The 20,598-nt window shown below is 69.1% G+C and carries 17 protein-coding genes; 2 read left to right on the top strand and 15 right to left on the bottom strand.

The features are described from left to right. Positions 1-9: 9 nt before the first annotated feature. The 13 genes from ACWGKS_RS23730 to ACWGKS_RS23670 all read right to left on the bottom strand — a co-directional run bounded on the left by ACWGKS_RS23730 (position 10) and on the right by ACWGKS_RS23670 (position 13,151). The gene (locus tag ACWGKS_RS23730) at positions 10-1,008 is read right to left on the bottom strand and encodes a transketolase family protein (RefSeq protein WP_358511788.1); all 999 of its coding nucleotides are present in this window, start codon (positions 1,006-1,008) and stop codon (positions 10-12) included. Continuing rightward, complete coding sequence (locus ACWGKS_RS23725; protein WP_358511785.1) at positions 1,008-1,829, bottom strand: transketolase; 822 nt, start codon at positions 1,827-1,829, stop codon at positions 1,008-1,010. The genes ACWGKS_RS23730 and ACWGKS_RS23725 overlap by 1 nt, the downstream gene beginning before the upstream one ends. After that, complete coding sequence (locus ACWGKS_RS23720) at positions 1,822-3,132, bottom strand: DegT/DnrJ/EryC1/StrS family aminotransferase (protein WP_452456222.1); 1,311 nt, start codon at positions 3,130-3,132, stop codon at positions 1,822-1,824. Before ACWGKS_RS23720 ends, ACWGKS_RS23725 begins: the two co-directional genes overlap by 8 nt. Further along, positions 3,125-3,457, bottom strand: a complete 333-nt coding sequence (locus ACWGKS_RS23715; RefSeq protein WP_358511780.1) for a hypothetical protein — start codon at positions 3,455-3,457, stop codon at positions 3,125-3,127. Before ACWGKS_RS23715 ends, ACWGKS_RS23720 begins: the two co-directional genes overlap by 8 nt. Next, a complete protein-coding gene (gene lysX, locus ACWGKS_RS23710; protein WP_452524084.1) occupies positions 3,454-4,332 on the bottom strand; it encodes a lysine biosynthesis protein LysX in 879 nt (292 codons plus the stop codon). The genes ACWGKS_RS23715 and lysX overlap by 4 nt, the downstream gene beginning before the upstream one ends. Further along, positions 4,329-5,429: a M20/M25/M40 family metallo-hydrolase gene (locus ACWGKS_RS23705; protein WP_452524082.1), complete on the bottom strand. Its 1,101-nt coding sequence runs from the start codon at positions 5,427-5,429 to the stop codon at positions 4,329-4,331. Before ACWGKS_RS23705 ends, lysX begins: the two co-directional genes overlap by 4 nt. Further along, entirely contained in the window at positions 5,429-6,178 is a 750-nt protein-coding gene (locus ACWGKS_RS23700; protein WP_358511771.1) for a 2OG-Fe dioxygenase family protein, read from the bottom strand. The genes ACWGKS_RS23705 and ACWGKS_RS23700 overlap by 1 nt, the downstream gene beginning before the upstream one ends. Before the next feature lie 158 nt (positions 6,179-6,336). Continuing rightward, positions 6,337-7,116, bottom strand: a complete 780-nt coding sequence (locus ACWGKS_RS23695; protein WP_452524080.1) for a thioesterase II family protein — start codon at positions 7,114-7,116, stop codon at positions 6,337-6,339. Positions 7,117-7,272: 156 nt separating this feature from the next. Continuing rightward, positions 7,273-8,073, bottom strand: a complete 801-nt coding sequence (locus ACWGKS_RS23690) for a phenylalanine 4-monooxygenase (protein ID WP_358511765.1) — start codon at positions 8,071-8,073, stop codon at positions 7,273-7,275. Between the two features lie 39 nt (positions 8,074-8,112). Beyond that, positions 8,113-8,847, bottom strand: coding sequence for a sulfotransferase-like domain-containing protein (locus ACWGKS_RS23685; RefSeq protein ID WP_358511762.1), 735 nt, complete (start codon positions 8,845-8,847; stop codon positions 8,113-8,115). Between the two features lie 58 nt (positions 8,848-8,905). Then, on the bottom strand, positions 8,906-11,176 hold the full coding sequence (locus ACWGKS_RS23680) for a M20/M25/M40 family metallo-hydrolase (protein ID WP_452524078.1): 2,271 nt from the start codon (positions 11,174-11,176) through the stop codon (positions 8,906-8,908). A gap of 35 nt (positions 11,177-11,211) precedes the next feature. Further along, positions 11,212-12,174: a GNAT family N-acetyltransferase gene (locus ACWGKS_RS23675; protein ID WP_358511756.1), complete on the bottom strand. Its 963-nt coding sequence runs from the start codon at positions 12,172-12,174 to the stop codon at positions 11,212-11,214. After that, on the bottom strand, positions 12,171-13,151 hold the full coding sequence (locus ACWGKS_RS23670) for a thioesterase domain-containing protein (protein ID WP_358511753.1): 981 nt from the start codon (positions 13,149-13,151) through the stop codon (positions 12,171-12,173). The genes ACWGKS_RS23675 and ACWGKS_RS23670 overlap by 4 nt, the downstream gene beginning before the upstream one ends. Positions 13,152-13,338: 187 nt before the next feature. Between ACWGKS_RS23670 and ACWGKS_RS23665 the strand changes: the two genes are divergently transcribed. After that, positions 13,339-15,393 carry a non-ribosomal peptide synthetase gene (locus tag ACWGKS_RS23665; RefSeq protein WP_358511750.1) on the top strand — a complete coding sequence of 685 codons (2,055 nt, stop codon included), beginning with the start codon at positions 13,339-13,341 and terminating at the stop codon, positions 15,391-15,393. A 264-nt stretch (positions 15,394-15,657) separates the two neighbouring features. Next, a complete protein-coding gene (locus tag ACWGKS_RS23660) occupies positions 15,658-18,720 on the top strand; it encodes a BTAD domain-containing putative transcriptional regulator (RefSeq protein ID WP_358511747.1) in 3,063 nt (1,020 codons plus the stop codon). On the opposite strand, the gene ACWGKS_RS23655 is transcribed toward ACWGKS_RS23660, so the two are convergent. Then, the gene (locus ACWGKS_RS23655) at positions 18,705-19,343 is read right to left on the bottom strand and encodes a response regulator transcription factor (RefSeq protein ID WP_358511744.1); all 639 of its coding nucleotides are present in this window, start codon (positions 19,341-19,343) and stop codon (positions 18,705-18,707) included. The two genes, ACWGKS_RS23660 and ACWGKS_RS23655, sit on opposite strands and share 16 nt — an antisense overlap. Further along, positions 19,331-20,554, bottom strand: a complete 1,224-nt coding sequence (locus tag ACWGKS_RS23650) for a sensor histidine kinase (protein ID WP_358511741.1) — start codon at positions 20,552-20,554, stop codon at positions 19,331-19,333. The genes ACWGKS_RS23655 and ACWGKS_RS23650 overlap by 13 nt, the downstream gene beginning before the upstream one ends. Positions 20,555-20,598: the final 44 nt, after the last annotated feature.

Here is a 20,598-nt window from a genome sequence, read left to right as displayed (position 1 = left end):
TGGCCCCGCTCAACGCCGGACCATGGCCAACGCCTCCCTCTCGATGCGTTCGGGACTGATCCCGGCGTACGTCAGAAGGTCGCGTTCGTCGGCCACGAAGTCCAGGTAGGCGTCGGGGAACCCCACCCGCCGTACGGGACACGGGTGCTCGGTGGAGACCACCTCGCAGACCGCGGCACCCAGCCCACCGATCTCCAGGTGGTCCTCCACCGTGACGATCCCGCGTGTCTCCCGGGCCGCCTCGATCAGGGCCTCCCGATCGATGGGCTTGATGGTGTGCATGTTCAGCACCCGGGTGGAGACGCCACGGGCCTCCAAGGCGTGCGCCGCTTCGACGGCCATGTGGACCGGGTGGGGTCCGGCGGCCACGATGGTCACGTCGCCGCCGTCCCGCAACACACGGGCTCGGCCCAGGGTGAACTCGGCGGAGGCATCTCCGATGACCGGGGTCGCCGCTCGCCCCAGCCGCAGGAACAAGGGCCCCTCCAGGTCCGTCGTGGCGCGTACGGCCCGTTCCGTCTCGGCCGCGTCACAGGGGACGACGACCGTCATGTTCGGCAGGGTCCGCGCGATCGCGATGTCGTCCAGTGCGTGGTGAGTGGGCCCGTAGTGTCCTGAGGAGGCACCACCGTGGGTGACCACCACGCGCACCGGAAGGTCGTTGCCCGCCACGTCGACCTTGAAGGCCTCACAGGCACGGGCGGTGGCGAAACCGGACAGGGTGTTGGCGTAGGGCAGCAGGCCGCCCGCCGCCAACCCCGCGGACACACCCATGAGGTTCATCTCGGCGATGCCGACGTTGACGTACTGTTCCGGCAACCGTTCGGCGAACCCGCTTTCCAGTCCCCCCATGTCCGTGTCCAGACAGAACACCCGGGGGTCCCGTTCCGCCAGTTCGACGAGTGTGCGTCGGTACACCTCGCGGGCCGGGACGGCGTAGTGATCCGCCCAGTCGACGTCCTCTCGCCGGGTCGGAGGGGCCAGGGTGTCCGCGGTCCGTTCGGTCATCACGTCCTCGACTTTCCGAGACCGAACAGCGCACGCTTGTGCAGCCGTTCCGTCAGCTGCACGGAGTGACTCTTCTTCTTGTTCTCGAACATGGGGACTCCTCGGCCCTTGATCGTCTCGGCCAGCAAGACCATCGGGCGGCCGGTCGACGTGCGTGGTCCGGTCAGGTGCTCGTGGAGCGCCTCCATGTCGTGACCGTCCACTTGGACGACGTCCCAGCCGAAGCTGCTCCACCGTTCGGCCAAGGGTTCGAGCCCCACGCAATCCTCGGTCGAACCGGTGATCTGGAGACCGTTGCGGTCCACGATGGCGACCAGGTTGTCCAGGCCCTGGTGGGCCGCGAACATCACCGCCTCCCAGATCGAGCCCTCTTGGAGCTCTCCGTCGCCGAGGAGGGCGAAGGCCCGACTTCGGCCACCGGTACGGCGTGCCGCCAACGCCGCGCCGGCCGCCAGGGAGAGTCCGTGTCCCAACGATCCGGTGGGGAACTCGACCCCGGGAAGACGCCGGAGCGGGTGGCCGGCGAGGCGGCTGCCATAAGCGCCGTAGGTGCCGAGTTCCTCTTCGGGGAGGAAGCCGAACTCCACGAGGACCGCGTACAGGGCGGCGCTCGCGTGGCCCTTGCTGAGTACGAACCTGTCGCGGTCCGGCCACTCGGGTTCGTCGGGCCGCACTCTGAGCACGTCCCGGTAGAGAACAGTGAGGATGTCCGCGCAGGACAGACTTCCACCGATGTGGGCACCGTTGGGGGTGGCGCCCATGTCCAGGACGCGTCGGCGTACCCGGTACGCCACGTCCTCACGAGAGGTCGTCTCACCCATGGGACACCTCCGCCGTTTCCGTGACCTTGTGCCAGGGTGGCCGGTAGTCCAGGTCCCCGTAATGAGCGACCACGCGGTCCAGGTGGCCCCAGACCTTCTCGAAGGCGTCCGCGCACAGACTCAGCACCGGCTCGGATTCCGGGTTGAGGTGCCAACGCTGGAGGGTGAGCGTCTCCTCGATGACCCCCAGACTCACCGGAAAGTCCTCGATCCGGCGACCGTAGGAGGCGAAGAGCGGCTGTCCCGGCAGCGGGACCACCTGGTACGGCTGTAGCGGCACCCCCTCGGCTCCCAGTGCCCGACGCAGGATCTCGCGGAAGACCCCGGGGGCGAGGTCCGGACGGCCCGCGGCGATCGGATCGAAGCGTAGGCGCAGGATGTGCCAGGCGTGGGTGCGTCCTTCGGGCACACGCGGTACGACCACTCCCGGCAGTTCGGCGAGCCGGTCGAGAAATCCACGTACGACCTTGTCCCTACGCTCGGTGTCGGTGTCGAGACGCCGTAGTTGGCAGGAGGTGAACGCCGCTTGGACCGCGCTGAGCTTCTCGTTCCCCGCCATGACCCGGGAGAGGTAATCGCGCTCCTCCCCGGCTCGCAGATCCTCACCGAACTGACGGTGCAGCACCACGCGCTCGTACAATCGCTCGTCGTCGGTGGTGACCAGACCGCCCTCCCCACAGGTGGGCAGGTTCTTCACGACGTTGAGGCTGGTCGCGTTGACGTCACCGATCGAACCGGCGCGCCTGTCCCCGTAGAGGGCCCCCTGTGCCTGGGCGGCGTCCTCCAGGAGGTAGAGGCCGTACTTGTCGGCGAGGGCGCGCAGAGCGGTCATGTCGCATGGCAGACCGTGCAGGTGCACTGCGATGATCGCCCGGGTACGCGAGGTGATCGCGGCCTCGGCCGCGACCGGGTCGATCGTGTAGTCGACGGGATCGACGTCGACGAACACCGGTACCAGCCCACGTTGGGCGACCGGCACGGCCGTCCCGACGAAGGTCAGGGCCGGGACCAGGACCTCTCCCCCGGCCTCGATGTCCAAGGCGGCGAGGGAGAGTTCGAGCGCGGCCGTACCGTTGGCGACCGCGGCGCAGTGTCGGGTGCCGACATAGTCGGCCCACTCGGACTCCAGCGCCGACACCGCGCCCCGGCCGGCGTCATTGGAGGTGTACGGTCCACGGGCGAGGACGTCCGCGACGGCGTTCTGCTCCTCGTCGGTGACCACGGGCCAGCCGATGCGGGCTCGTGTGGTCGCCGCTCGACGGACCGTCCTACGACCGCCGAGGATCGCGGGTCGCTCACTCATGTTCCATCCCTTCCATGCGTCGTGTGGCGGGGATCGGCTCCAGCGACAGCACCTTGACACCCGGGTTTCGGGGCAGGCGCAGGCCCACGAGGGTCTCCCGCCTGGGTACGGCGATGCGGGCCCGTACGATCCCGACCGCCGTCATGTGCAGGTATTCGGGTTCGACCCCGTCCTCGTAGTACAGCCAGACGGTCTCCACCCCGATGGTGTCGACGTCCAACGTCACCCGGATCCAGTCGTAGGAGGCCGCGGGCAGGTCGACACCGCGTCCATCACAAGGGATCGGCACGGCCGGCACCCCGGCCGCACCCTGGCGGACGCTCACGACTCCTCCCATAGGTCCAGGCTCCGCAGGGTGTAGTCGACGTAGGCGCCGACCAGGTCGCTCCCGAGGATCTCGATGGCCCCGTGGAACTCCGGCGTGTGGTTGACCTCGTTGACGTACATCCTGCCGCTCCGGTCCTCGATGACGTCCACGCCCAGAACGCCTTCACCGATCGCGTCCGCCGTCCTCTTCAGTAGCTTCACCAGGTCGTCGGTGAGCGGGCACGGCTCGGCCCGGCCTCCCCGCGCGGTGTTGGTCCGCCAGTGGTCGTGCACCTTGTAGATGGCCCCGATCACCTCACCACCGAACACGTACGCCTTGATGTCGCGGCCCGGTTTGTCCACATATTGCTGGACGAAGGTGATCTGGTGTTGAGGTCCGTTGAACGCCGCGCGGTGTTCCAACACCGACTCGGCCTGTTCGTGGTCACGGATGCGCGCCGCGAGGCGCCCCCAGGATCCGGTCAACGGCTTGACCACGGCCGGGTAACCGAACCGGTCGAGTTCCGACAACGCCGCGTCCGGTACGAGGCCGACCAGCGCGGGGATGGTGGGGAGCCCGCCCTTACGCAGGGCCAGGGTGGTCAGGAGCTTGTCCCCGCACAGGTCGATCACGCTTGCACTGTTCATGACGGGGATTCCGGCGTGTTCGAGCATGCGACTCGCGTAGGAGTTGCGAACGTGGGAGATCTCCCGGCTCAGCGCGGCTCGATAGGGAACGGTCAGTGGGCGATCGGTTTCGAGGTCGAAGGTCAGCGAACGCGTGTCCACCTGCTCGAACTCGATGTCACGTCGGCGCAGCTCCTTGAGGAGCAGGCGTTCTTCGAGTCGGACCCTCGACGTGAGTACCGCCAAGGGTCGTCGATCCGTGGTCATGTGATGTGACCTCCTTTTTTGTCATGATCATCACTCACCGTGACGAGGGGACGCTCCATCGCCTCCGACATCCGGAGCAGGGCACCGGTGAGGACGTCGATGGAGGCGAGGTAGTCGGTGAGGTCCACGTGCTCGTCATCGGTGTGACACAGCTTTGAGTCCCCGGGCCCGTAGGCCGCGGTGGGGACCGGCCATTGCGCACCGACCACGTTCCAGTCCGAGGTGCCCAGCTTGAGTTTGACCACCGGTTTCTCACCCCGAGACCGGATCTGCGCGCTCAGAGCCTTGGCCACGGGGTTACCCCGTGAGGTGCGCACCGCCGGAACGAACTCCAGGACGTCGACTTCGTCCTCACCGGCGATCTCGTCGAGCATGGTGATGAAGGCAGCCGGGGCGAAGGTCGTCGGGACACGACAGGAGATTTCGGCCTCGGCGGTCTCCAGGTCTCCCGTCAGGCGGACGAGTGAGGGCTGGAGACAGTCGAACAGTGGCGAGTTGCGTCGTTTGTCCACTCGTTCGCGCACCAGCGACCAGAACGCGCTCGCCGCCTCCACCGCGGTCTCCTGGCCGGAGCTGGTGTGCGCGGCGGGCCGGACGAACCGGACACGGAACCGGAACACACCCTTGTAGCCGATGCCCACGGCGTTGGTACCACTGGGTTCGCCGATGATCAGGGCTCCGGGGATGGGCCGTCCCAGCAGGTGACGGGCTCCCGGTGAGTCCGCCTCCTCGCCCACCGCACCGATGACGGTCACGCATATGGGCGTCTCCGCACGCGAGATCCGGTCCGCCGCGCAGATCATGGCGGCCAGTGGTCCCTTCGCGTCGACGGTGCCGCGCCCGTAGAGGACGTTCCCCTCCCGGCGGATCGGCACCTCTCCCGGCACGGTGTCGATGTGGCCGAGCATGAGGACCTCGAACGCGGTGGGATCCCCGACCGATCCGTGGACGTTGCCCACCTCGTCGACGTGGACCCGGAAACCCAGGTCCCTCATGTACCGGGCGGTGAAGGAGACGGCCTCGTGTTCGTTCCCCGAGGTGGAGGGGATCTCGACCAGGGCGCGCAGGAGGTCCACCTCGGGGCCGGCGACGGTCATCAGGAGACCTCCGGGCCCGCGGGGTTGAAGTCGACCAGCAACATGTCCCGAACACCGGCGATGTCGCCGACCGCGTTGATCGGGGATACCTCGTGGGTCACCCGGCCGTCATCGACGAACACGGCGTCCAGGGGGTCGGTCATGGTGAGGACGACCGGCTCACCGCTTTCCGGGTAGACCGTGGAGATACCGCCCGAACAGGCCTCCCGACGCAGCATGTGCATGCCCACGTACATGTGGCCGTCACGGTGGCGGCCCTCCGGGGTGGGGTTGCCCTCGGCTCCGGGCCGGGCCACGATCCGCACCACGTGCAGGCCGACCTCCCAGTCGGTCACCCCGGACAGGCTGGTGGCCATCCGCGCGTCCCATCCGACCAGGGCGCGCATTCCGGCGTGCAGCAGTACCTCGTTCCCGATCGGGGCGAAGCTGCGGTTCTTGCCCTCCCACAACGGGATGACGTCTTGTCGGAAGTCGGTGTGCTCAAGGGGCCGGAACGAGAGCTCGCCGTCCTCCACCCGCACCCGGAGCCGTCCGTACCGACGCTGCCGGTAGGTGCCGCCGTCGGCCAGCTCCCGGTCCAAGGGCAGGTCGCTCCAAGCCGAGCGGAAGCCGTCGTCGGCGGCGTCGACCTGGTGTTCCAGGACGTCGGACCGCCGCACGTGGACGTATCCGTCCGTACGAACCCGCTCTACGCACCGTTCCGTGATCGGAGCGAGCGAACGGTGGGGGGTCGCTGTGGTGACACTCATGGACATCTCCTCGTGGTCGTGTGGATCCACATCTCACACGTGACGCGGAAGACGCGGTCTCCCGTCACGCCGCCGGAATCTCCGACAGGTTCACGGTGGCACGGGGGGCTCCGACATTCCTGTCGGTCATTACCCCGACGATCACACCGCCGCGCCGGTCAGGGCGCCTTCGTGGTCAGTACCGCGCGGACGTCTCCCACGAGGTGGTCGACCACCTCGCCGACCCTCCCCTGGAAGTAGAAGTGCCCTCCCTGGAACACGCGCGGTTCCGGTCCGCCCGGGAACTCGCGGTGACTCCATTCACGCAGCACGCCCGGTTCGGCGACGGCGTCCTCGGACCCACCGAACACGGACACCGGGACACCCGCGGGCCAGGGTGTGCCCCCGTCCGGGGCCCACGTGTCGACCAACTGGAAGTCGGCACGGATCACCGGCTCGTACAGCTCCCAGAGTCGGATGTCCTCAAGGAGCTCACGGGGTGTCCCACCGAGCTCCGCGACACGGCTCCGTAGTTCGGAGGTGGGCAGCGTGTGGGCGGGAATCCGTTCCTCGGCCACGTCCGCGCACCAGGCGGACAGCCCCGCCCAGAAGGGAAGGGGGTCCCCTCGAAGGGCCAGCGTGCGCACCAGTTCGTAGATGACGAGGGCGCCCATGCTGTGGCCGAAGAAGGCCGTCGGCCGATCCATCAGCGGAACGATCGCCGACCGGACGTGGTCGACGAGCTCCCGCACCTCCGTCAACGCGGAGCGACCCGCGAGCCTGCCCCGGCCGGGCGCCTCCAACAGGCACACCTCCCAGTCATCGGGGAGATGTGGCAGCCACTCCCGGTAGAGCAGGTGCGAGCCACCGGCGTGGTGCATCAGGAACAGGCGTAGCTCCGGATCGGGTACCGGGCGCGGGACGAACACCGCGGTGGGTGCCGACGAAGGCATGGTCATCGGAGTTCCTCGGGATCGTGGGTGGCCGGGCCCCATCGTCGTGTCGGCCCCCACTCGGAGGAGCCCGGCCGAGAGGGGGCTGGGAACGGGACGTGAACGGATGTGGCGCCGATACCGGATTTCGTCGGGAGCGGCACCACACCACGTGGGCCGAGGTCAGGCGAGCTTCTCCAGGAAGCCGCGGATCTCGCCGTCCAACTGTTCGAACGAATCCGCGGCGAACAGCACCGGCTGATGCTCGGTGATGTCGTAGGGCTGGTCGAGCATGCCCTGGATGGAGAAGCCCTGGAGCGGTGTGGTGGCCAACCCCTCCAGCTCTCCCACCGAGGAGAGCAGGGCGGCACCATAGGCACGCGTACCTCCGGCCTCGCGGATCACGCCGACCTCCATCGTGAACCAGAAGACCTTGCTGAGGGCATCGAGACCGGACTCGGAGCGCACCCGCCGCGCGGTCTCACCGAAGCACCGGTAGAGGTCGGCGAAGCCGGTGTCGGCGAGCATGACCGCATGGCCGACCAACTCGTGGATGAGGTCGGGTTCGGGTGTGTAGTAGGGAGTGTGGCTCGCGCGTAGGTACTGGGTGCTGTGGAAGCGCTGGTCGGCGAACGCCTCATAGAACTGCCGGGCCGGCACCAGGTCACCCGCGGGCAGCAGGCCGAATCCGGTGGCCGAGCTGATCTCCTCGGACAGTTCGGGGAGGGAGGGAACGCGGCCCAGGCCCAGGTCGACGCGTTGGGCCGCGGCGAGGTATCGGGCACACGCGGTGGAGCGGTGCACGCTCTTGAGCTTGCCCACGACCTCCTCCCAGAGGAGGTTCTCCTCTTCGGTGTAGTCGATTCGGGGCAGCGGGTCACCGACGACGTGACCGGAGATCAGGTCCTGGATCTCCTTCTTTCGAACCTGGAAGCGTTCCTGTGCCAAGGCATCGGCCGAGATCGTGTCCAGCTGGATGGACATGGGGGACTCCTTGTTCGGCGTGGTGAGGGATGAGGAGGGTCAGGCGATGACGAGCTTGCGGTCCCGCAGGGCCCTGTAGGCCGGACGGTGGTGGTCGCTGAACGCGGCCAGCATGGGATTGTTGTCCACCGTGTCCGCGTACTCGGTGACGGTCCCGTGGATGCCGGAACTCTCGCTGGCACCGACGTGCCAGCGCTTGGACCGCTCCCATTCGGGACGGCCGCCGGGCTCCCACTCCAGTGCGGCGGGGTCGTAGGCGATCCCCACTTCCCGGCAGTAGGCGGACAGGGTGCGGGCGGGAGCACGGACGAGATCTTCGGAGTCGATGACGATCGCCCGACCACCCGCGTCGATCACGGCCTCGTACAGTTCGTGGAGCTGGATCAGCCCGATGTCGCCCTCCCCCATCTCCGGTCGGAGGGCGAAGTAGGAGGCCGCGATCTGTTCGGGACTACGAACGAGGAAGGTGTGCACGACCTCCCGTAGGAAGTCGGCGTCCTCCAGGACCTCCTGGTAACGATGGTCCGTGGTGTCCTTGAGGAACACCGGTCGACGCTTGGAGAGATCCCGGATCGCCCCTACGAGAGCGCGGTGGGTGTGGACCTCCCGGCCCTCGACGGTGGTGGCACCGAAGTCCATGATGTTGCAGAACGGCTCGTGCAGTCCGATGTGGTCCCCACGCTCGACCATGGCCCGAAAGAAGACGGTCGACCGCGCCCGTGGAGCGCTCCAGAGCGCCAGCGTCCGGGGGGACGGGTTCTGTTTGTTCTCCATACCCACGACCTTCGCGTTCCGTTGTGGGCGCCTGTAGTCGGGGGATTCCCTGACCGGGTCAGACTTCGCTGGTGACGGCCGCGATACCGCGTCCGAAACCACCCGCGGACCAGGTCACCGTGGCCGGTTTCGGGTCACCCAGGGCGTCCCGTGGCACGTCGGCGGTGTATGCGAGCAGCCGCAGCGGTAGATCTTCCTCGCCACGCACGACCAACGTCAGGTCCACGCCGTCACCTGGGGCGACGAAGTGGAACCCCCAGTCCCATCCCGTGTGGGTGTCCGGCCGGTTCACGGCGGTGGAGAGGGCGACTCCGTCGACGGCGACCCGCTCCAGTCGGTCGGGGCCGGTCGTGGAGTACAGGGACAGTACGGTGGTGCGCTCTCCCCCCGCGGTCAGGCGCACGCGCACCTCGCGCAGGTCGTCGTCGAGTTCGTGGGAGTCGATGACCTCGGCCCGGGGGATCGGCAGACCGACCACGGGCGCCGGACCGCTTCTATATCCCTCTGGCAGGTACAAGGCCGGAAAGGTGTCCTCGACGTCCTGCGGTTCCCCCACGACGTATTGGTCGAGCCAGGGCGAGCCCGCGGCGTTGGGGCTCAACCAGACCGCCCGTCCCGTGTCGTCGTCGTAGACGTAGTGCAGGTTGTACTGGGCGGGATGCTCTTCGTCCACACCGTCCACGACGAAGCCCACCGCGATCACGACCACCGCGGCCGTGGCCACCGCCCCCGTCACGACCTTCGACGGTCGTCTCCCGCGACACCGACCGAGTTGGGGCATCAGCGGAAGCAACGCCAGGACCAACACCACCAACACCACCGGGGCCAGGGCGAGTCCGACGGTGGGGAACAACAGGGCCACGACGGGCGGGAAGAGGACCATCGAGACCAGGGCTCCCGCGGCCAGGGCGAAGGACCGCGGGGGCGAGCCCTCCTCGGTCCGCGCCGCCAGGGCGAGCCCCGCCGCCCCGGCCATCGCCGGCCAGGTGAACAGGTATGCGGCCTCGGGCGCCGCCACCGTGAGGATCACGGTGAGCGCACAGAACCAGACCAGGGCCCCCGCCAACAGGGCCGGGTCCCCACGCCGCCGTCGAACCCGGCCCGCCCACACCCCACATGTCACGAGGGTGAGCAGGACCAGCCCCACCAGGACCGGGGCCGGCCGATAGGTGTCCCCGAACGGGAAGTTCTCGAAGTGCGGTCGCACGGCAACGCCCGACCACCACGCCATCACCCCCAGTCCTGCCGCCACCGCCAACGGAACCGTGTACCCGGCGGCGGTTCGCAGGACCTCCGCCAGGCTCAGCAGTCCTGCCCGGCGCGTGAACCACAGGGCGGCGACCGTGCCGACGACCGCGAAGGCGCCGAGTACGTACGCCAGGGCGAGCGGGTAGTGCACGAGGACACCGAACACGGTCAGGTACGTGATGTCCCCACCATCCTCCAGGGCCGGATCCCGTTCCGTCAGCGCGGCCGTGGTGGCCAGCGCCGTGTCCCCCATGTCCTGAAGACTGCGCGCGTCCAATGACCCCAGGTCGTCGAGAGGGGTGTCGTAGCGCGCGGATCCTCCGAGGATGACGAAGTTCATCCCCGTGTACCCGGCTTCCGAGAAGACCGTGAAGTCGGTGTTGTTGGGCAGTACACGGTAGACGCCGTCGGAGAAGGAACCGGCGAAGGGCGTGGATTCGGCCAGCGCGGGAACGAACGCCCCGGCCCGGTCCCCGGCCTCGAACATGAGCGCCGGCCCCTTCGTGCCGCGCGCCTCCATGTTGAGGACCACCGTCCGGTCCGGATCACCCGCGACCTCGGGGTCGAGGGTGAAGGCCCGGGCGCCCAACTGGCCCGATTCCTCGGCGTCGGTGAAGAGGAACTCCACGTCGTTGTACGGCGCGGGCCCCTCGGTGAGTGCTCGGGCGACTTCCAAGAGAATGGCCACGCCCATGCCATTGTCGGTGGCTCCCGGGCCGATGGGCACGGAATCATAGTGGGCGACCAGGAGGACCCGCCCCCCGTCTCCCGTGCCGGGGAGGACGGCGTGCACGTTGGCGACGTTGCCCACGACGTGTGGTGTGAACGTCAGGTCCCGCTCCACCGTCGCCGTCAGGACCTCGGGTTCCAGGCCCAGATCCTCCAACTCACCGGTCAGGTAGGCCCTGGTATCGGCGGCCGCCGGCGTTCCGGAGGGACGCGGGCGCTCAGCGATCCGCTCGATGTGTTCGCTCGCCCGATCCGCCGAGAACTCCTCGGAACTCGCGGTGGCCGGGAGCGGATCGGGTGGTAGTAGGGGGATCAGGCTGAGGAGACCGACCGCGAACACCGATGACAGCACCAGTGCCGGTCTCCATGGGAGGGGGTCCCGGGCGCTCACCCCTGTTCTCCGGGCGAGGGTGACAGCACGAGCCGGATCTCCGTGTTCCGGTAGCCCGCGGCCTCGAAGGCGGCGGCCATCGGCCTGTTGGCCAGGTCCGTGGCGGCCGAGATGTGCACCGCTTCGGCCTCCGTGACGAGGATGCGGGTCGTCTCCGCGAGCATGTCCCGGACGTGGCCGTTGCCCCGTTGTTCGGGCACGACCCCGATGTAGCCGATGGTCGGACCGTAGGGGTTGCGGGTGGGGACGATCAGCCCGACCAGCTCTCCCTCGGGGGTGTGCGCGAGACGCCACCACTCGCGCTTTCCCGGAAAGCCACGGTAGAGCTCCAAGTCCTCACGGGCCTGCCGCTCTGGACTCATGACGAGGAGTTCCTGCCGGGTGTCGAAGTCGAGACTGTCCACCGCCACCCTCCGGAAGACCTCGGCGAAGACCTCGTCGTCGGGTTCGGGGGTATAGACGAGCCTCCCCTCCGGATCGGCCACCTCGATGTCCGGGGTCCATTCGAAGCGCAGGCGCTCGTTCTCCATGTTCAACCCGGCCCGGGTCGCGGCCGCGTGACGCCATTCGAGGGCGCTCACCACGTCGGGACGCTCACGCCAGCCGACCGGAAGCTTGAGGTGGTAGTCGGGGAGATCCTGGGCTCCCGAGTCGCGGAAGGCCCGATGACCGGCATCCAGGAGTTCGGCCGCGAGCGCGACCGGGTCCTCCACGTCGTCGGCCGTGGAGAGGCAGTTGAGGGCGAGCGGGTACTTCCCGTCCGAGAACCCCCACCACAGGGCGCGGGCCAGCACTCGACCATCGCGTTCGGCGATCCAGGTCCACTCGGGACGGTAATGGGCGCCCTCCGCCTCCAACTCGTACTGGTCGCGGGTGACCTTGCTGATGGGTTCGGTGACCTCATAGGCGAAGGCGTGGGTCATCTCGTCATCGGTGACGGGACGGAATCGTGTACTCACTGGTGGACTCCTCGATCCTGTTCTGCTTGAAACCGCGGCCCCGTCCCGGACAAGAGCCGGTCCAGCACTTCGGCCAGCCGGTCGCTCTCGGGGGGCCGCATCATGCCGTAGTGGTCACCCGGTACGGTGCGGTGCGACACGCGCCCTCGAACGTGGGCGCCCCAGAGTGCCCTGGCCTCGGCACCGGGCACCCCGTCGGCCGCGGTGATGAGGTGGAGGTCGCCGTCGTAGGTGGGGGGCGAGCCGCCCGCGCCCGCGGTCATCAGGGCGAGGCCGATCCGCAGTCGCCGTAGCGCTCCCTCGCGCTCGCCCTCCTGAACGCATCCGGAGGCGACCAGGGCGTTCAGGGCCAGGCTCAGGCGCGTGTCCTCGTCATGTCCACGCAGCTCATCAGGGTCCAGACCCGGAGGATGCTTCTCCAGGGTCAGCGCGAAGCTGTCGGTGAGGTAGGCCAAGAGCGCGGACCCGTCGATGGTCGAATCCTCAGGAGGCAGGCTGTCGAGCAGGACCAACCCGTCCACCCGGATCCCCTCGGTGCGCAGGGCGCAGGCCAGGGCGTGCGCGAGGACCCCTCCGGCGGACCAGCCGACCAGATGACATGGGCCGGCACCGACGAGATCACGCACCGCGGCGACGTGGACGTCGACGATCTCCCGCAGGGAGTTCGCCACGGCGTCGCCCCGTTCTATCCCGGGTGCCTGAAGACCGTGGACCGCGGGCCCGGCCGCGAGCACGTCGACGAGCCGGAGGTAGGGCAGCACCGTGCCGTTGACCGCGTGGACGAAGATGATCGGTGTCCCGTCGGAGCCCTTCCTCATGGGGACGACGGTTCGCGTCGCCGACCTCCCGGGTTCGGGGCGACGGACCGAGGGCACCGTCCCGGAACGGCGGCGCTCCCTCAGTAGTCGTAGGAACTCCTCGCGTTGTCGGGGATCGAGTCTTTCCAGACGCCGCTCGATCTCTCCGTCTTCGACCATGATCGTCTCTTCTTCCCGATGCGCGTACGTCCACCATCGGCCGACGTTCCGCACAGTCTTTCGACGTGCGCGCCGCCACGGGAGTAGGGGAAAACCCCGATGCCGCACCTACCCTCCCCTGCGCGAGAATGCTCTTCCGGACGATGGACCACATCAGGCGCACTCACCCTCGGTATGGAGCGACACTATGAGCGACGCATCAGCGGAACCCGAATCCTGGGCCGTTCCTCCCAGGGTGTTGATCGCCGGTCTCGTGGGGGTTCTGGCCCGGGTCACCGGTGTCTCCGAGGTACGTGTCGACCTGCTCCCCGCCAAGGACGAGGTCGCGGACGAGCCATTGATCGTGCGAGTGCGCACCGATGACGATCCGACCTTCGGTGAACTCCTCGAACGGGCCGCGTTCCATACGGACGGGTTCTGGAAGAAGGCGGCGATCACGGAGAACGCGTACCCGATTCGGTTCGAGACGGACCTCGCGCCGGACGACGAACAGGATGGGGACGCACTGGCCCGGATCGAGCCACTGCCCGGACCGGACGACGGGTACGAATTCCTGGTCCGGTGTCGGCCGGGGAAACTCGGCGACGTGTGGGGCGATCGGCGTTCCGGCCGGCTCACCCGCTTCGTGGCGGCGGGTCTGGCAGCGCCGGGCACACGCTGGAGTGAGCTGCCGATCCTTTCCGCCGGCGAGTACAAGCGGTCCGTGTCCGGATGGAACGACACCGCCGTCGACTACTCGGACGTCACCGGTAAATGCCTGCACGAGTTGTTCGAGTATTGGGTCGCGAAGGCACCGAACACCCCCGCCGCCAGGTTCGGCGACGACGAACTGAGCTACGCGGAGCTGAACACGCGCGCCAACCGGTTGGCCTTCCACCTGCGTCGTCTGGGGGTGGGCCGTGAACACGTCGTCGGAATGCTGCTTCCGCGCGGCCTCGAACTACCCAGAACGATCATGGGAATCCTCAAGTCGGGCGGGGCGTACCTTCCCTTGGACCCGAACCATCCCGCCGAGAGAATCGCCGGGATCATCCGCGACAGCGCGTGTTCGGTGGTGGTGACCACCATGGCATTGGCGGAGTCGCTTCCGGACGAGGTGCTACCGCTGTGCGTGGACTCCCCCGCCGTCGAGCGAACCCTCCGTGCGGCGCCCGCTGACGACCCGAAGGTCGAGGTCACGCCGAAGAACCTGGCCTACGTGCTGTACACCTCGGGGTCCTCTGGTCTGCCCAAGGGGGTTCTGGTCCAGCATGACTCGGTGGTGAACATGGTGGAATGCAACCGCCGGTCCTATGGCGTCGGTCCGGGCGACAGGGTCCTGCAGTACTCCAACCCGTGCTTCGACGTGAGCGTGGTCGACTTCTTCGCCGGTCTGTGCAATGGCGCGACGCTGGTCCTGGCGCCGAGGAGTGTCCTGTTGGATCCTCAGGCACTCGTGGAGTTGATGCGTCTGGAGAAGGTGACCTTCCTGGAGATCACCACGGCGGTGGCCCGGCTGCTGGACGTCGATGACCTGCCCCACCTTCGCATGATCAACGTCGGAGGTGAGGCCCTCACCGGGGACGTGGTGTCCGCCTTGCAGAACGGATACCGAACCGTCTACAACAAGTACGGGCCCACGGAGACCACCGTGTTCACGGTCGCCTACCTGTGCGTCAACGGTTCGCAGGAGAGGCGGACGCCGATCGGGTCCCCGGTGGCCAATCACCGGGCGTACGTGATGGACGCCCATCACAACCCGATGCCGGTGGGCGTGCCCGGGGAGTTGATGATCGGCGGGGCCGGCGTCACCCGGGGTTACCTGGGCCACCCCGGTCTCACCGCCGAGCGGTTCGTCCCCGATCCGTGGTCACCGGACGGTGGTCGTCTCTACCGGACCGGTGACTGTGCGCGCTGGTCCCCCGAGGGGGAACTGGAGTTCCTGGGGCGCATGGATGACCAGATCAAGGTCAACGGGCTGCGCATCGAGCCGGGTGAGGTGGAGACGGCGCTGTCCTCCCACGAGGCGGTGAGGGCCGTCGTGGTGGACGTGGACACCGCCACGGGCGGTCAGTCCCTGGTCGCCTACATCCAGTACGCCGAGGGACGGGCGGCCATCGACCTGGGCGACGTGCGCCGCCACCTGGCCGACGTCTTGCCGTCGGCCCTCATCCCGTCCCGGCTGGTGACGGTGGAGGAAATGCCACTGAACCGGAACGGGAAGATCGACCGTCGACACCTGCTCCGCACCGACGGATCCTAGGTCCGCCCTCCCGGGCCACGGGCTCCGAGGGGCGGCCTCGGTCGGGCGGCGCGGAGGACCGCCGGATGCGGGACGTGCGTTCGCGGGACCCGTCCTCCCGACCCCCTGGTCACGGCCGAACATCCATCACCTCCCAACGCTCGCCGGTAGGGGGGGGTACGCGGGCCCGACGTTCGTCGAAACGACGCGGCACCCCTGCCGGTGCCGGCGCCGGGAGTGCGGTCGCCTTGTGCGGCGGCGGCGGGCTCTGAGAGATTGTCCAGCGTGCGAGTCGCGATGCTGGGTCCCTTCGAGGTGCGAGACGACCGGGGCCGACGCCTGTCCGTGGTGGGCGGACGTGCCACCTCACTACTCGCCCGACTGGCGTTGTCCCCCGGACGAACCGTCCCGGTGGACACTCTCCTCGACGACCTATGGGACGGGACTCCGCCCGACGGAGGCGTGCACACCCTGCGGCGTCTGGTCTCGCGAACCCGCCGCAGCCTGCACGAACATGGCCTGGAGATCGGCCCCGACGCGCATTCGGGCGGCTACCGTCTGGACCTGACCTCCGAGGAGGTCGACCTCCACGCGTTCACCGGGCTGTGCGCGGAGGGCACCCGCCTGCTCGAACACTCGCCTGAGCGGGCGGCGTCCGTCCTGGACCAGGCCCTGGGCCTGTGGCGCGGTACCGCCCTGGGCGGTGTGGACGCGGACTTCGCCCGCCAGAACGCCCTGCGGCTGGAGGAACTGCGGCTGAGCGCGGTCGAGGACCGTGCCGACGCCGCCCTCCGGTTGGGTGAGGCTCCCACCGTCCTGCCGGAGCTGCGCTCCCTGTGCGCCGACCACCCCCTCCGTGAACGCTGCCACGGCCTGCTGGTGAAGGCTCTGCACGCCACCGGCCGGGGCGGGGAGGCGCTCGTCGTCTACGAGGAGCTGCGCTCGGCCCTGTCCCGTGAACTGGGCACCGACCCCTCCGCCTGGCTGCGCGAACTGCACCAGGAGCTGCTGCGGGACCGCGCCTCCGTACGCCCCAGGGAATGGGTGAACCCCTACCTCACCCGGTTCTTCGGTCGGAGCGACGAGCTCTTCACCATAGGATCCGCCTTCGACAGAACCCGGCTGGTGACCCTGATCGGCCCGGGCGGGGTCGGTAAGACGCGGCTCGCCGCCGAGTACTGCTCCTCCCAGGGCTCGGAAACGCGTGTGCGCTTCGTGGAACTGGCCCCCCTGCGCGAGGACGACGGCCTGATCGAGACGCTCGCCGGCGTCCTGGGCGGCTCGGCGGCCGTTCCCCCCGGACCGGACCGGTTCACCCGGGTCGTCTCCGCGTTGTCGACGGCGCCCACGCTGCTGGTCCTGGACAACTGCGAACACCTGGTGGAAGGCGTGGCGAACCTGGCCGAAAGGCTGCTCTCCCACTGCCCGGACCTGCTCATGCTGACGACCAGCCGCGAGCCCCTCGCCGTCGGCGGAGAAGCCCTCGTTCGGGTGGAGGCCCTGGACACCGAGGGTTCGGAGGCCATGGAGATGTTCGCCGAGCTGGCCGCCCTGGCCCGGCCCGGCTTCACGGTGAACGAGGACAACGCCGAGGCGGTGTCCGAGATCTGTCATCGTCTGGACGGGCTACCGCTGGCCATCGAACTGGCCGCGGCCCGGATCCGCTCGATGACGGTCCACCAGATCTCCCGGCACCTGGACGAACGCTTCCAACTGCTCGCGGGTGCCCGCCGGGCCAACAACGCCCGACACCGCACCCTGCGCGCGGTGCTCGACTGGACCTGGGACCTGCTCACCGAGGAAGAACGCCTGGTGTCGCGCCGACTGTCGATCCTGCCCGGCGGCTCCACGGTCTCCGCCGCCGAGGCCGTGTGCGAGGGTCTCGCCCGCGCCGAGGTCCCCTACCTCCTGGCCTCCCTGGTCGACCGGTCCCTCGTCCAGGTCACGGAGTCACCCGGGTCCGGGGTGCGGCACCGTCTCATGGAGACACCCCGTGTGTACCTGGAGGAGCGCTTGCGCGAGAGCGGCGAGGAGCGGCGGACACGCGACGCGGCCGCGCGATACTTCACCGACCTGGCGGAGGACGCCTCCCGGCGGCTGATCGGCCCGGACCAGGGACAGGCGTTGGAGCTACTCGACGAGGAGCACGGCAATCTCGTGGAGAGCATGCGCCACCTGGTACGTCATGGGGAAACGGGGCCCGCGGCCAGGATCGCGCTGGCGCTGTGCTGGTACTGGGTGGTGCGCGGCCGCTACGAGGAGGCCGCCCGCCGACTGGACGAACTGTCCGACTCCGCGGACGAGCTCCCCTCCACCGCCCGAGCGGTGTTCCCCGCGGTGCGCGCCATCCTGCCCGTCCCCGGACCGGGCGTGCCCCCGCCCCGTGAGTCCGGCCTCGCGCTGACCCCCGAGGCCCTGGCGGAGTATCCCCCGCTCGCGATGATCGCCCCGAAGCACCGGCTCATGACCGGGGACCACGCGGGCGTACGCGCGGACGCCGAGGCGTCCCGCGACCACGCGCACCCCTGGGTGCGTGCGGCGGGTCTGGCCACCGCCGCCCTCGCCGCCGAGGGCGATGGGGACGCCGCCCTCGCCGAGCGGCTCACCGCTTCGGCGGCGGAGTCCTTCGGCGACCTGGGCGACCTGTGGACGACCGTGCAGCTCACCGCAGCGCTCGCCGGTTACCGGTCCGCGCGCGGAGAGAACGACGGGGCCGTCAGCGACCTGCGTCGGGCCCTCGTCCTGGAGCGTTCCTTGGGCTCCTTGGCCCCGCCCGTATCACTCCTGCTCCAACTCGGCGGGGAACTGGTGCGTGCGGAGCGGTTCGACGAGGCCGAGCGTGTGCTGCGCGGAGTGTGGGACGACCCCGAACCCGTCGCCATCGAACATCGGATCCTGTGCGTGCTCGGCCTGGTGGAGCCCGCCCTCGCCCGAGGACACCACGCGCACGCGCGTGAGTTGCTCGACCGGGCGCGGGAGTTGCTCGACGGCGCCCTGGTGGACGTCGACTACCTGCGGGCCGAGCTGCTGTGTCGGGAGGTCTCCCTCGCCCTTGCCGAGGACGACCCGCCCCGGGCCCGCGCGGCATGGGCGCGCGCGGGGGCGTTCGCGGACTCCCTCGCCGGCACCGAGGCCAGGGCGCGCGTGACCGAACTGGAGGCCCGGGTCCTGCTGGCCGAAGGCGATCCGGCCGGAGCGGCCGACGCCCTGGATCGGGCGTCGCGTGCGCGGGGGCGCCCCGATCTGGGCAACCCCTACGTGCGTCGCCTCACCGAGGAGCTGCGCGAGCGGCTGGGCGCCGACGGTGTCGACCGGTCTCCGGGAACGGGACCTCACCCCCTGATGTAGGCCAGAACCGCCCGCACCCGGCGGTTGCTCCCCTCCTCGGTGAGACCGAGCTTGGTGAATATCGAGCCGATGTGCTTGCCCACGGTGGGGGTGGACAGGTCGAGGAGGTCACGGATCCTGGCGTTGTCGTGCCCCTCGGCCATGAGGGCGAGCACCTGTTTCTCACGGGGGCTCAGACTCTCCAGAGGGTCGTTCCCGGACCGCGTCCTGAGCAGGTGGGCGATCACTTCGGGGTCGAGGGCCACCCCGCCCCCGGCCACGCGTCTGAGCGCGTCGGAGAACTCGGCGACCTCACCGATGCGGTCCTTGAGCAGGTAGCCGATACCGTGGCTGTCCGCGAGCAGTTCGCTCGCGTATCCGTCCTCCACGTGCGCGGAGAGGACGAGGATGGGGAAACCCGGGATCTCGGCGCGGATCCGCGCGGCTATGTCGAGGCCCTCCCTGCGGTGGTCGGGCGGCAGACGCACGTCCAAGACGGCGACGTCCGGCCGTAGCTCCTCGAACATCGAGTGGAACTCGGCGGCGTCTCCGGCCGCGCCGACCACTTCGAACCCCTCCACCTCCAGGAGCAGGACGAGCCCCTGACGGAGCAACACGTCGTCCTCGGCGATCAGAACGCGCACGGCAGCCTCACCTCGATGACAGTCGGCCCGCCGGGCGGGCTCGTGACGCGGGTTCGGCCGTCGAAGGCCGCCACCCGATGGCGTATCCCGGACAGTCCGCTGCCCAGGTGCTCGTCGGCCCCGCCCTCACCGTCGTCGTCGACCGTCACGGTGAGGGTCGACGCGTCCTCCGCGAGGCGGACCCGGGCCCGGGAGGCACCGGAGTGTTTGGCGACGTTGGTGAGGGACTCGGTGACGACGAAGTAGGCCGCGGCCTCGACGGCCGCCGGGAGCCGGGGCAGTTCCCCGACCTCCATTTCGCAGGGCACCCCCGACCGGGAGGCCAAGGAGGAGACCGCGGCGGCCAGACCCTGGTCGGCGAGGATCGGCGGGTAGATGCTGCGGACCACGGCGCGCAGGTCCCGAAGGGCCTCCTCCGAGGCGTCCTTCGCGCGGGTCATCAGCTCCCGCGCCCGCTCGGGGTCCTTGGCCATCACACGCTCGATCAACCCCAGGTGCATGCGGACGGCGACGAGCCGGTTCTGGGTGCCGTCGTGCAGGTCCCGCTCGATCCGGCGCAGCTCCATGCCGTGCGCCTCCAAGGCCTCCTGGCGGAGAAGGTTGGCTTCGGCCAACCGGTCACGAAGCCGGCCGGCGCCCGCCCGCAGGAGGACACACCCCGCCAGGTGCGCGTGAGCCGAGGCCGCCCGAGGCACGAAATACCGGTTGAGGGCGAGATATGCCAGCCCGACCAACGGGGTGGTGAGCGCCGCCCCCCATGAGTCGACGGGATAACCGCCGGGGCTCACCGCCATTTCCGTCGGCAGTGCCCACCACCAGAACAGACAGGTGAAGGAGACCAGGACACCGATTCCGAGAATGATGGCGATGACGGCGCACGACAACCCGAGGAGCGCGTTGACGCACATCCAGCGAATCGCGTTCCACAGGTCCGGGCAGTGGAGGTTTTCGGTTACCTCGTCCCGCTGATCCGGGCCTTGCAGAAACTCCCTGGCCAGGGCGAGGTCCCGAGCGGCCCCGCGCACCAGGGGGGCCGCGACCCACCGGCGCAGACGGACACCGACATACACGACCACCAGCGCATGGGCCCCGATCAGGGCGCTGATCAGGAGCCACGAGCGTAATGCGCCCGCTCCCGCGCGCAGGCAGTAGAGGGTGCTATCCCACGCACCCTTGCGCGCGCCCTCCCGCAGTTCGACCGCGTATGACAAAAGGAAACTCCCGGACCGATAATCGGGAAATCAATTTCAGGCCC

It is taken from the genome of Nocardiopsis sp. NPDC055879, assembly GCF_053615935.1.
The sequence above is the reverse complement of the archived record's forward strand: the minus strand, read 5'-3'. Positions and strand labels throughout refer to the sequence as shown.